This window comes from Lacticaseibacillus jixianensis (assembly GCF_003946485.1).
Classification (GTDB): Bacteria; Bacillota; Bacilli; order Lactobacillales; family Lactobacillaceae; genus Lacticaseibacillus; species Lacticaseibacillus jixianensis.
The window spans coordinates 25,754-38,276 of record NZ_RHOJ01000024.1 but is presented as its reverse complement, the minus strand read 5'-3'; the positions used below and the strand labels follow the sequence as shown (position 1 = coordinate 38,276).

The 12,523-nt window shown below is 59.7% G+C and carries 10 protein-coding genes, 3 tRNA genes and 1 rRNA gene; 11 read left to right on the top strand and 3 right to left on the bottom strand.

What is annotated here, in order from left to right; translation table 11 throughout:
- Positions 1–7 precede the first annotated feature (7 nt).
- Positions 8–124, top strand: a 5S ribosomal RNA gene (gene rrf / locus EKM85_RS09315).
- Positions 125–135: 11 nt separating this feature from the next.
- Positions 136–208 (top strand) — tRNA-Asn (locus EKM85_RS09310).
- A gap of 239 nt (positions 209–447) precedes the next feature.
- Here EKM85_RS09310 and EKM85_RS09305 read toward each other — a convergent pair.
- The 3 genes from EKM85_RS09305 to EKM85_RS09295 form a co-directional block, all read right to left on the bottom strand.
- Positions 448–1,236: a DNA/RNA non-specific endonuclease gene (locus tag EKM85_RS09305; protein ID WP_125586227.1), complete on the bottom strand. Its 789-nt coding sequence runs from the start codon at positions 1,234–1,236 to the stop codon at positions 448–450.
- 82 nt (positions 1,237–1,318) lie between these two features.
- Positions 1,319–1,391, bottom strand: a tRNA-Thr gene (locus EKM85_RS09300).
- A gap of 86 nt (positions 1,392–1,477) precedes the next feature.
- Positions 1,478–1,903 carry a hypothetical protein gene (locus tag EKM85_RS09295; RefSeq protein WP_125586225.1) on the bottom strand — a complete coding sequence of 142 codons (426 nt, stop codon included), beginning with the start codon at positions 1,901–1,903 and terminating at the stop codon, positions 1,478–1,480.
- A gap of 48 nt (positions 1,904–1,951) precedes the next feature.
- Between EKM85_RS09295 and EKM85_RS09290 the strand changes: the two genes are divergently transcribed.
- The 9 genes from EKM85_RS09290 (at position 1,952) to EKM85_RS09250 (ending at position 12,382) form a co-directional block, all read left to right on the top strand.
- Positions 1,952–2,521: a hypothetical protein gene (locus EKM85_RS09290; RefSeq protein ID WP_125586223.1), complete on the top strand. Its 570-nt coding sequence runs from the start codon at positions 1,952–1,954 to the stop codon at positions 2,519–2,521.
- Between the two features lie 270 nt (positions 2,522–2,791).
- On the top strand, positions 2,792–4,261 hold the full coding sequence (locus EKM85_RS09285) for a peptide MFS transporter (protein WP_125586221.1): 1,470 nt from the start codon (positions 2,792–2,794) through the stop codon (positions 4,259–4,261).
- Positions 4,262–4,457: 196 nt separating this feature from the next.
- Positions 4,458–5,276 carry a metallophosphoesterase gene (locus EKM85_RS09280; RefSeq protein ID WP_125586218.1) on the top strand — a complete coding sequence of 273 codons (819 nt, stop codon included), beginning with the start codon at positions 4,458–4,460 and terminating at the stop codon, positions 5,274–5,276.
- Between the two features lie 63 nt (positions 5,277–5,339).
- Positions 5,340–5,420 (top strand) — tRNA-Tyr (locus EKM85_RS09275).
- Between the two features lie 61 nt (positions 5,421–5,481).
- The gene (proC, locus tag EKM85_RS09270) at positions 5,482–6,273 is read left to right on the top strand and encodes a pyrroline-5-carboxylate reductase (protein ID WP_125586216.1); all 792 of its coding nucleotides are present in this window, start codon (positions 5,482–5,484) and stop codon (positions 6,271–6,273) included.
- A 93-nt stretch (positions 6,274–6,366) separates the two neighbouring features.
- Positions 6,367–7,068 carry a GntR family transcriptional regulator gene (locus EKM85_RS09265; RefSeq protein WP_125586214.1) on the top strand — a complete coding sequence of 234 codons (702 nt, stop codon included), beginning with the start codon at positions 6,367–6,369 and terminating at the stop codon, positions 7,066–7,068.
- A 128-nt stretch (positions 7,069–7,196) separates the two neighbouring features.
- Entirely contained in the window at positions 7,197–8,657 is a 1,461-nt protein-coding gene (locus tag EKM85_RS09260; protein ID WP_125586212.1) for a nicotinate phosphoribosyltransferase, read from the top strand.
- Between the two features lie 29 nt (positions 8,658–8,686).
- Entirely contained in the window at positions 8,687–9,514 is an 828-nt protein-coding gene (gene nadE / locus EKM85_RS09255) for an ammonia-dependent NAD(+) synthetase (protein WP_125586210.1), read from the top strand.
- Positions 9,515–9,721: 207 nt separating this feature from the next.
- The gene (locus EKM85_RS09250) at positions 9,722–12,382 is read left to right on the top strand and encodes a cation-translocating P-type ATPase (protein ID WP_225418972.1); all 2,661 of its coding nucleotides are present in this window, start codon (positions 9,722–9,724) and stop codon (positions 12,380–12,382) included.
- Positions 12,383–12,523: the final 141 nt, after the last annotated feature.

The following is a 12,523-nucleotide window of genomic DNA, read 5'->3' as shown; positions in this document are numbered from 1 at the left end:
AAATAAGTGCGGTGGCGATAGCGAGAAGGATACACCTGTTCCCATGCCGAACACAGAAGTTAAGCTTCTCTACGCCGAGAGTAGTTGGTGGGTGACTGCCTGCGAGGGTAGGAAGCTGCCGCGCTGTTTTTTTATTCCGGATTAGCTCAGTTGGTAGAGCACCTGACTGTTAATCAGGTTGTCGTCAGTTCGAGCCTGACATCCGGAGCTAACAAGGTCAGCCGATGAGGTTGGCCTTTTTTGTGCGCCGTCGTTAAACCGATCAACCAGCGGCGTGATGCGCCGAAATTGTGCGCCGTCAAGCACCGGCCGAGGCAGAAAGCATCTCTCGCTGCCGCTTTGAGGCCCCTAGTGGCACAAAGACGCCCTGCATGGTGATTCACGTTTGGAATCGCCATGCAGGGCGCTTTGGCTTGCGTTGTTAAAAGGAATCGCATCCTCAGCCGCTTAGGGCGTGGGGACCTGGATCTGGTGGTCAACGACGCTGCGGCCGGTGGCATAGTCGTAGCGGATATCGGTTTGCACGTTGTAGATGAAAACGTTGAAGTCCAGGCCGTTCGTGCCTTTAGCCTGGAGCCAGTAGCCGCGGGGCATCAGCTCGCGGCCGCGAAAGACCGTGGTGACCTGATAAATCACCTTAGCATTCGCCGCTAAGGCCTGACGAACTTGTTCTTCATACGGTTGCATCAAGACCTGATTGGCAAATTCAGTCTGGGTCGCCAAGTTTTTAGGATTATCACTGGAACCGAGTGCACCAGGATCATAGCTGCCGCTTGCGGATAGATTACCTGACAGGGTGTAGGCAATCAGGTGACCGCGGTTTTGACGATTCACCCGCTTGCCGTCAATCACGCTATAGCGATTGTGCCAGCCGGTGGGCTCAAAGGTCTGACTCGGGCGCCCGGCCGAGCGGATCAAGGTCTGCCGGTTCAGATAACCGACGTTGGTGGTGGTGCGGTTCAGCGAGTCAAGATTGCCATATTTGATTGCTGGCCCGGCCCAGTCGGCGAGATCAAGCGCGGCACGATCGTGGTTAACGGTGAGGACTGGTGAGCGGCCACTTTGATAGGTGAGGGCGGCCAGCTGTGAATAACTAGCGGTCTGGGCCTGCGACTGCGCCGGGGCGGCCGGCTGGTTCATGGGCTGATTCAGCTTCTGCGCGCCCCAGGCCACCAGCGCAACAATAACGGCAGTGGCGAGGCCAATAGTAGAATGTCTGCGGCGGCTTGTTCTCAAAATGATTTCCTCCTTGGCGAAAGATTACGCGAATGAGTATCAAAAAAGGCAGGAACCTCGCTGAGGAGTTCCCGCCGTATGCTGCCGTCTAAAGGATTCGAACCTTCGACCCTCGGTTTACGATACCGATGCTCTACCAACTGAGCTAAGACGGCATTTCATGACAACAAACGTAATTATACAGGAGGGTAAAGGCCGTGTAAACCCCTTTTTAAAGGCAACTTGCGGTGAATGCGTTCGCTCACTGACCGGATTGCTCGTCCTGCCGGAACCGCAATTGCTCCTTGTCTTCCGCCGGCGCCACGATGGGCGGCCCTTGCCAGAAAAAGACGTCCAGGCTGTGATCTTCGTAGCGCTGGTAAGTGATCTGCAGCTCATCCAGGTTCTTTTGCATCACCGCAAAGTAAACGGACAGGGGGGCGGTGTCCAGTCGGCCTGAAAGCACGAGCAGGTATTTCAGCATGTTTTCGAAGGTGTCCTGCGTCAGGCCGAGGGTCAGCTTGAACTGGAGGTCGATGTACAGGAGCTCTTCAGTATCACGCACGATCCCGACATGCACGACCGGGAAACCACCGAACTCGCCGCGGTCTTGGAGCGTGTAGACGATATGCTTGGCCTGGCCCTTGGTGAACGCCGGCCGGTTAAACATGAGATGCCAGAGTGCCATTGTGCACGTCCTTTCTTATGCTATAATCATGACCAATGGAGGCGGATCATGAAAAAACTTGGGTATTTAATGATGATTCTTGCGGCCATGCTGGTGGGGGCCGGCTGTGGTAAGCAGGATAACGATGCGGCTAAAAGCAGCAGTCAAAAGACCGTGATCACTAGCAGAAAGTATACCACAGCGCAGCTGCAAAAGCGGTACGTGGCCCTGGCTGACGCGGTGGTCACCCCGCTGAACTTGGCGACGTACAAGCAGCCCGCCGGCGTGATCAAAAAGGCGGCAGCCAGCGGCGAAAAGAAGGTGGCGAAGGTTGCTTTGGAGCTGGCCGATAATGACAGTGAGCCGGCCCTGACTAAGGCGCTCAAGGCGTACGCTGAGGCCGCAAACCAGACGTTGAAGATGCTCAGCGGGACTGATCAGGCGGCGTTCAATGCGGCTAGCAAGGAATTCTTCAGCCAGTGCCAAAGCCTGGGCCAACAGTACTTCGGCGGCCAGCTGCCGCAAAGCGTGGTCACCTTCAGCAAGCGGTCGCAGGCGGCGGCCAAGGCTAGTGAAGCCGGCTCAAGCAGCCAGGGCAGTACGGGCAAAGCGGCAGGGACGACTGAAAGTAGCAAGTGAGTATTTATAATCTTCTCATTCACAGCGCTTTCAGGCTCAGAAAGTGCTCATGCGACGCTTATTGCTGAATCCGGTTTAATTCCGCGTATTCGCGCCCTTTTCAGATGACACTGCGCGGCCTCACCACTATTATGAGGAACCAAATGAGAAAGCGGCGAGGACGAGAAAATTCAGTTTGAGTGGATAACCATTCGCGCTTATAATGTTTCCTTGTATTCTCAGCAACCTCTTGCAATTGACTAGGGCTGAGTGAGAGAGGAAGCATTTTTTATGGAAAAACCAAAAAAAGAAAAACAATTTCTGGGCCATCCCCGGGGGCTCTTGACCCTGTCGATGACCGAGTTCTGGGAACGGTTCTCATACTACGGGATGCGGGCCATCCTGATCTACTACATGTACTATTCCGTGACCAAGGGGGGGCTCGGCTTCAGTCAAGCCACCGCGCTGTCGATCATGTCGATTTACGGGTCACTGGTGTACTTGAGCTCCACGATCGGCGGATTCATTTCCGATCGCCTCCTCGGCGCGCGCAAGACCGTGTTCTGGGGCGGGGTGCTGATCATGCTCGGCCACATCATGCTGAGCCTGCCTGCCGGCGCGGTGGCGCTGTTTGGCTCGATCGTCTTGATCGTGCTCGGGACCGGCCTGCTGAAGCCGAACGTGTCTGAAATGGTTGGCAACCTGTACAGCGAACGCGACCTGCGCCGTGATTCCGGGTTCTCCATTTTCGTCATGGGAATCAATTTTGGTTCCCTGCTTGCCCCGCTGATCGTCACCTGGTTCCAGGCCAAGTACAACTTCCACGTAGGCTTTTCCCTGGCGGCGTTTGGGATGGCCGTGGGGCTGATCGTCTATGTCATCGATGGGCGCAAGTACATTAATCATAAGGACAATCAGGCCCCGGATCCAATCACCGCGGCCGAGCTGCGGCCGCTGCTGGTCAAAATCGGCCTAGGCGCCTTAGTCCTTGCCGTGCTGCTCGGCATTATGGGCCTCACCGGCACGCTGAACGTGACCAACGTGATCAGCTTGATCACGCTGTTCGCCATTGCCATTCCGGTCATCTATTTCTGGATGATGCTGCGGTCCGAGAAGGTCACCAAAGTCGAGCGCTCCCGCGTGTGGGCCTACGTGCCGCTCTTCTTGGCCGCGGTGATCTTCTGGGCGATCGAGGAATCCGGCTCGTCCGTCTTGGCCGTTTTTGCCGCCAACCAGACGCAGCTGCACTTTGCCGGGTTCCAGATTTTACCCGGCTGGTTCCAGATGCTTAACCCACTGTTTATTTTGCTGTACGGACCGATTTTTGCTCGGCTGTGGGTCAAGATGGGCAACAAGCAACCGAGTTCACCGAAAAAGTTTGCCGCCGGCTTGATCTTCGCCGGGCTCTCCTACATGGTCATGATGCTGCCACTGATGATCTCGGGCGCGGCCGCGCGCGTCTCGCCCCTTTGGCTGGTGCTCTCCTGGGCCGTGGTCGAAATCGCCGAAATGCTGATCTCGCCAGTTGGCCTGTCCGTCACCACCAAGCTCGCGCCCAAGGCGTTTTCGTCGCAGATGATGAGCATGTGGTTCCTGTGCGATGCGGCGGCGCAGGCCATTAACGCGCAATTAGTCCGGTTCTACACGCCGGGCACCGAACTGGCCTACTTTGGGATCATCGGGGCCTTAACCGTTGTCCTGGGCATTTTAATGTTCTTCATCGTGCCGCGCATCGAAAAACTGATGCAGGGCGTCAACTAAGGCTCTCGTTTTAGCGCGCCGTTTCGTTGCCCCAGGCGGGCCGAGGCGGCGCGCTTTTTGGCTGCGGGCCGCAGAGTTGACAAACGGCCGCCTGGCGTTCCACCATGGGGGCAAGGCTGGGGCGCGGTCAGCCGCGGCAGCAGAGGCAATCCGGCGTGGCAGGCGGTTTCGGCCCTGAATGGGAAAGGAGAGCGTGATGGTTAAGCTCGGCTTTAGCGTCGATAATCACTTTGATGTGAACCACATCGCTTCGCCGGCGGCAGTGACCCGGATCGCCGCTTACCTGGTGGCGCACCACTACCAGGTCTACGTGAACGCCGGCGACAGCTTCAATGACTTTGCGCTGACGCAGCACTTTTACCAGGCGCTGCAGCAGGCCGTGGGCGATGCGGTGGTGATCCGCTACCTGGCGGGGAACCACGACTTGGTCAAAAATGTGTCGTACCAGACCGCCCAGAGTGCGGGTTCGCCCTTATACCTGCACGAAAAGACGTACCCGGTGCCGCACACCAACACGGTGATCATCGGCAACAACGGCTGGTACGACTATTCCCTGGCGCCGGCTGCGCTGCGGGCTCAGGGGGCGGATTTTGCCCAGTGGAAGCGGGCGTACTGGATCGATGCGGCCATTGACCAGCCGGTGGCCGATGAGGCGCGCATGCAGCGGGTGCTCGCCTCCTCGAGGCGGGCCCTGGCGGAGGCGGCCGGCAAGCGGGTGATCTACGTGACCCACTTCGTCCCGACCGCGCGCCTGATGGTCTACAGCCCGGCTCATCCGCGCTGGCAGATGGCCACGGCCTTGATGGGCTCGCGGCACCTGGGGGCACTGCTGGAGCGGGCCGAGGTCGCCGACGTCGTGTTCGGCCACCTGCACCGGCGCGATCCGGCGCTGCAGGTGGGGGCCACCACCTATCATCATCAGCCTATGGGGTACGGGCTGCGCCGCCTAAACGAGTGGCGGTCAGATGATTGGTTTGCCGAGTGGGCGGCGACTTTGGTGACCCTTGAGGCCTGAGCACCGCGAAAAAAGCGTTGCATGCCTGGCTGATTTTTTGTATGCTAAAAGGCGTTGATTCATGGAGGATTAGCGAAGAGGCTAAACGCGACGGACTGTAAATCCGTTCCTTCGGGTTCCTAGGTTCGAATCCTAGATCCTCCATTGTGGGGCTGCCAGTGGGGCGGCCTTTTTTTGAAGTCTTGAAGCAAAAGGAGGAGTCAAAATGAAAATCGGATTTATCGGCGCGGGCAACATGGCGCGGGCCATCATTGCCGGGTTGCTGAAGGCCAAGGCCGTGGCACCGGCGGACATCATCGTGCACGGCGGCCATGCCGCCAACTATCAGCCCTACGCCGAGCGGATCGGGGCCACTGCCGCTGCCAGCAACGCCGCCGTCGTTGAGCAGGCCGACTGGGTCGTGCTGGCGGTGGCGCCGCCAGTCGGCAAGCCCGTGCTGCGTGAGGTGCACGAGGCGCTGGCCAAGCATCCGCGCCCGCTGCTGTCACTTTTGACCGGCGTGGACCTCAAGACGCTGGCCGCCTGGGCTGATCAGCCTTTGCCGCTGGTGCGGGTGATGCCGAACCTGAACGTGGCCCTGAACGCCGGCATGACGGCGTATGCCGCCAACGCCGCGGCGCAGCCCGTGCTGCCGGCCGTCGTGGCCCTGCTTAACACGCTGGGCGAAAGTATGGCGCTGCCTGAGGCCGACTTTTCCACCTTTGTCGCGCTGGCCGGCAGTTCCCCGGCCTTTGTCTACATGTTCATCGACGCGCTCAGCCGCGCCGGGGTGAAGTACGGCCTGACCAAGCAGGTGGCGACGAAAATCGCGGCGCAGGCGGTCATGGGCTCCGGGCTGATGGCTGCGCAAAGCACGGAAAGCCCGATGGACCTGGCCGATCAGGTGGCCAGCCCCGGCGGGACGACGGTGGCGGGGATGCTGGCGATGGCGGCTGCCGGCTTCATGCCGGCGGTGGTGGCCGGCGTGGACGCCACGATCGCCAAGGATCGGGAATAATCTTTGACCAGTCCCTTGTGCTTTAGGTCTATACCAGTTATGATATAGGTATCGTTGGGCTTAGACCCACCCGGGCAAGGGAGGACGAAGATCGTGGAAGCACCGGTATACATTAAGATTCATAACCAGATCAAGCAGGACATTGAGGCCGGCAAGTGGCAGGTCGGCGACCGCATTCCCAGCGAGCGCGACTTGGCCGTCACGTTTGCGGTGTCGCGGATGACCCTGCGCCAGGCCATCCAGACGCTGGTCGACGAAGGCATTTTGGAGCGGCGCATCGGCGCGGGGACTTACGTGGCCAACCAGAAGGTGCAAGAGCGGGTGTCCGGGGTCACCAGTTTTACGGACATCATGATCGCACAGGGGAAAAAGCCGTCCAGCAAGACAATTTCCTACCACGTGGCCAAGCCGTCGCTGTCGGAAAGCGAGAAGCTCAAGCTTAAGGACGGCGACCAGGTGCTGCGCATGGAGCGGATCCGCTTTGCCGACGAGATCCCGATCAGTTTTGAAGTCGCCACGGTGCCTTACGACCTCGTTAAGGATTTCTCCAAGAGTGAAGTGACCAAGTCGTTTTACCACACCCTGGAGAAAAAAGGCGGCTACGTCCTGGGCGGGGCGCAGCAAACGGTCAGCGCAATGCTGGCTTCGGAGCGCATCGCCGAGTACCTGGCCATCAAACGCGGGGCGGCGATCCTGCGGCTGCGGCAGACGTCCTTCTTGCAAGATGGGACCCCGTTCGAATACGTACGCACCCAGTACGTGGGGGAACGCTTCGAGTTCTATTTGGAACGTTAAGGCGCAAAATCTTAAAACTGCTTAGCGAAGACCGTGCAATAAAGCACGGCCTTCGCATTTTTGGTATAATAGCTATCATTCTAACCCAAGACAGTCGCACGGCAGTCCCGTGCGCAAAGGAGCAGACAATGGTTTATGCGGACGACAGCTTAGTCTTGCATACGGACTTTTACGAACTGAACATGATGTACACCTACTGGCAGCAAGGCATCGCGGAGCGCAATGCGGTGTTTGAGTGCTACTTCCGCGACTTGCCCTTCGGCAGCGGCTTTGCGGTGTTTGCCGGGCTGGAGCACGCGGTGGAGTACCTGCAAAAACTGCACTTTAGCGAGTCTGACTTGGCCTACTTAAAGGAGTCGACCGCTTATCCGCAGGGCTTTTTGGATTACCTGCGGGCGCTGAAGTTCACCTGTACGGTGCGCTCGGCCGTCGAAGGCGACCTGGTATTCAACAACGAGCCGATCCTGCAGGTCGAAGGGCCGCTGGCGCAGGCTCAGCTGGTCGAGACCGCGCTGCTTAACATTCTGAACTACCAGACGCTGGTCGCGACCAAGGCGGCCCGCATCCGCGCCGTGGTCGGCAGCGACCCGTTGATGGAGTTCGGCACCCGGCGCGCCCAGGAGACTTCGGCCGCCATTTGGGGCACGCGCGCGGCGTACATTGGTGGGTTTAACTCGACGTCTAACGTGCGGGCCGGCAAGCTCTTCGGTATCCCGATCGCCGGCACGCACGCCCATGCCTTGGTGCAGGCCTACCGCGACGACTACGCCGCGTTCAAGGCGTACGCCGAGGTCAACCACGATGTGACGTTCTTGGTCGATACCTATGACACCTTGCGCTCCGGCGTGCCGGCGGCGATCAAGGTGGCTAAGGAAATGGGCAGTCAGATTGACTTCCAGGGCGTGCGCATCGATTCCGGCGACATGGCCTACATCTCTAAGCGCGTGCGCCAGCAGCTGGACGAGGCCGGTTTTCCCAACACGAAGATCGTGGCGTCCAACGATCTGGATGAAAACACGATCCAGAACCTGAAGATGCAAGGCGCCAAGATCGACATTTGGGGCATCGGCACGAAGCTGATCACGGCCTACGATCACCCGGCGCTGGGGGCCGTCTACAAGCTAGTGTCCATTGAGGACGAGGCCGGTAAGATGGTCGACACCATTAAGCTGTCGTCCAACGCCGAGAAGGTCTCGACACCGGGCAAAAAGCAGGTCTGGCGCATCACCCGCCGTTCCAATGGCAAGTCAGAAGGCGACTTCATCGCCCGCGACGAGGAGGAAGTGGCCGGCCAAGACGAGCTGTACATGTTCCATCCCAGCTACCCGTACATCAATAAGACCGTCACGAACTTCAACGCGCGGCCGGTTTTGCAGACCATCTTCGATCAGGGTAAGCTGGTTTATGAGCTGCCGACCCTGAATGCCATTCGCGACTTTTGCCTGCGCAGCGTCGATTCGCTGTGGGACGAGTACACGCGGGTGCTGAACCCGCAGGAGTACCCGGTCGATTTGTCGCAGCAGTTGTGGGACGACAAGATGGACCTGATCAAGCACGTGAAGGTCAAGGTGCAAAAGCAGCAGTTGTAAGCATCTTTAGGTTTGTCAAAGGAGACATTATGCGTCCATTACAAAAAGAAATTATCACTGCACTGCACGTTCAACCGGAGATCGACCCGGCCCAAGAGCTGCGCCGCTCCGTGGATTTTCTCAAGGCTTACATCAGCCACTTTAGCGGGCTGAAGACCTACGTGCTGGGGATCTCCGGCGGCCAGGATTCGACGCTGGCCGGCGCCATGGCTGAGCAGGCGATGACGGAGCTGCGCCAGGAAACCGGCGACCAGGCTTACCGGTTCGTTGCGGTGCGGCTGCCTTACGGTGAGCAGGCCGATGAGGCGGACGCTATGGCGGCGATCGCGTTCATGAAGGCCGACGAAACCATGCGCGTCAATATCAAAGCTTCGGTCGACGCAATGGAACAAGCAGTGGTCGCAAACGGCCTCACCGTCTCCGACTTCAATAAGGGCAACATGAAGGCCCGCGCGCGCATGATCGCCCAGTACGCCATCGCGGGCGCCCGCAGCGGCGTCGTCGTGGGCACCGACCACGCGGCCGAAGCCGTCACCGGTTTTTACACGAAGTTCGGCGACGGCGGGGCCGACGTGACCCCACTGTGGCGCCTGAACAAACGCCAAGGCGCCAGCATCTTGAAGCTCCTGGGGGCGCCGGCGCACCTGTACGAGAAGGCCCCGACGGCGGACCTTGAGGAGGACCGGCCGGCCCTGCCGGATGAGGTCGCGCTGGGCGTGTCCTACCGCGCCATCGATGACTACCTGGAGGGCAAAGCCGTTGCCGCTGCCGACGCCGAGAAGATCGAAAGCTGGTATCTGCGGTCCGCCCACAAGCGCCACCTGCCGATCACGGTCTTCGACGATTTCTGGAAATAACGCTTGCCCGGAAGGCAACGATTAGGTATACTTATCCTACACATAAGGGAGTAACTAACGGCGCTTGCCGTGGTCATGTCATCAGCTAGGCTAAATTCTGGTGTGACCTGAAACTGTGAGACTTATGCTGCCACAAGGCGGCGTAAGTCTCTTTTTTTCTGGAGCATGGTAAGCTTAAGGGAGTTAATCCCGATAGGAGGAAATCAATTGGCAGAGCAAAAAGCGTTTTACGCCATCACCAACGACGAAGCATTGAAGCGGCTTCAGACCAATGAGGAAACGGGGCTTTCCGCGCAGTCGGCGCAGGCCCGGCTGGCGCAAAATGGGCCCAACGCCTTGGCTCAAGGGGAGAAGAAGACGCTGCTGCAGCGGTTCTTGGATCAATTCAAGGACTTCATGATCATCGTCCTGCTGGTCGCGGCCCTGATCTCGGGGTTCGTGGTGCACGAGTGGGCCGACGCCTTCATCATTCTCGCCGTGGTGATTTTGAACGCGGTGTTTGGGGTGTTCCAGGAGAGCAAAGCCGAAGAGGCGATCGACGCCTTGCAGAAGATGTCGACGCCGAACGCGCACGTGCGCCGCGGCGGCCAGACCCTGACCGTGCCCAGCTCCGAGCTGGTGGTCGGGGACATCGTCCTGCTGGAGGCGGGGGATGTCGTCCCGGCCGACCTGCGCCTGCTGGAGTCGGCTAACCTGAAAAGCGAAGAGTCAGCGCTGACCGGTGAATCCGTCCCGGTTGAAAAGCAGACGGCGCCGCTGGAAGGCGATGAGATCGGCATCGGCGACCGGACGAACATGGTCTTCATGAACTCGAACATCACGTACGGCCGGGCGGTTGGCCTGGTCGTGGCCACGGGGATGCAAACCGAAGTCGGCCGCATCGCCGGCATGCTGAACGCCGCGCAGGAAACCACCACGCCGCTGTCGGAAAACCTCAAGGCGCTGGGGAAGACGCTGACCATCATGATCCTGGTGATCGCGGCGTTCGTGTTTGCCGTTGGCGTCTGGCGCGGGGCCGAAACCCTGCCGGAAATGTTCCTCACGGCGATTTCGCTGGCCGTGGCGGCGATCCCGGAGGGGCTGCCGGCCATCGTCACCGTGATCCTGGCGCTGGGCACGCAGAAGCTGGCGAAGCGTAACTCGCTCGTCCGCAAGCTGCCAGCGGTGGAAACCTTAGGCTCGACCGAGATCATCGCCTCAGATAAAACCGGGACGTTAACGCAAAACAAGATGACCGTCGAGAAAGTGTACTACGATGGCCAACTGCACGACGCCAAAGACGGGATCCAATCCGCTAACCCGCTGATGCGCATCATGAACTTTGCCAACGACACGAAGATCCAAGAAGACGGCGAGATGCTGGGCGACCCCACGGAGACTGCGCTCGTCGCCTACGGTCAGCAGCACGATTTTGATCTGGCGGCTAAGCTTCAGGCCGCGCCGCGCGTGGCCGAGGTGCCGTTCGATTCGGAACGCAAGCTGATGTCCACCATTCACCAGCTGGCAGACGGTAAGTTCCTGGTCACCACCAAGGGCGCCCCGGACCAGCTGCTCAAGCGCACGACCATGCTTGCGGAAGGCGCGGGGAGCCGCGACCTGACCGCAGCGGACGAGGCCACCATCCTCCGCGAGAACACGGGGATGGCCAAGCAGGCGCTGCGCGTGTTGGGCGCGGCCTACAAGGTCATTGACGCTGTGCCCGCTTCGGTCAACTCCGAGACCATCGAGCAGGACCTGATTTTTGCGGGGCTCATTGGGATGATCGATCCGGAGCGGCCGGAAGCGGCCAAGGCCGTGGCGGACGCCAAGGCGGCCGGGATCCGGCCGCTGATGATCACTGGGGACCACCAGGACACCGCCGAGGCGATCGCTGGGCGGCTGGGGATCATTGCGCCAGGGGACGACAGCGCCGTGATCACCGGCGCCGAGCTGGACCAGCAGTCCGACGAAGAATTCGCCAAAAACGTGGCCCAGTACTCCGTGTATGCCCGGGTCGCGCCGGAGCATAAGGTCCGCATCGTCAACGCCTGGCAAAAGCGCGGTAAGGTCGTTGCCATGACCGGCGACGGGGTGAACGACGCGCCGGCGTTAAAGGCGGCCGACATCGGGATCGGCATGGGCATCACCGGGACGGAAGTGTCTAAGGGCGCATCCGACATGGTGCTGGCCGACGATAACTTCTCCACCATCGTGATCGCGGTCGAGGAGGGCCGAAAGGTCTTCTCCAACATTCAAAAGGCGATCCAGTACCTGCTGTCCGCCAACCTAGGGGAAGTCTTGACGCTGTTTATGATGACCATGCTGGGCTGGCAGCTGTTGGCCCCGGTGCACATCCTGTGGATCAACCTGGTCACCGATACGTTCCCGGCCATTGCCCTGGGGGTTGAGCCCACCGAGCCGGGGATCATGAAGCAAAAGCCCCGCGGCCGCAAGTCCAACTTCTTCACCGGCGGCGTGGGTGCCGCGGTGATCTGGCAGGGGATCCTGGAAGGCGCTCTGACGCTTGGGGTGTACTTCATCGCCATCACTTGGCCGATCCACACTGGCAGTGCGGCGATCCACGCGGACGCCCTCACGATGGCCTATGCCACCTTGGGCTTGATCCAGCTGTTCCACGCGTTCAACGTTAAGTCCGTGCACCAAAGCCTGTTTACGGTCGGTTTCTTCCGCAACAAGGCGTTCAACTGGGCGATCTTGCTGTCCGGGGTGCTGCTGGCCGTGACCATCCTGATCCCGGGCTTTAATGGCCTGTTCCACGTGACCGAGCTGGACTGGCACCAGTGGGCAACGGTGCTGGGCGCCGGCGTCGCGATGATTGTGATCGTCGAAATCGTGAAATTCTTCCAACGTCACGCGAAAAAGGATTAAACTAGTGACAAGGTTGCAGGAAGGCCACCCGCTGGCTTCGGCCGGGGGTGGCCTTTTTTTAAGGTGTGGAGACCGGCTGATTTTGGCCGGTCGCAACCCAATTAAAAGGTGTGAAGACCGGGCGCTTTTAGCCTGACGACC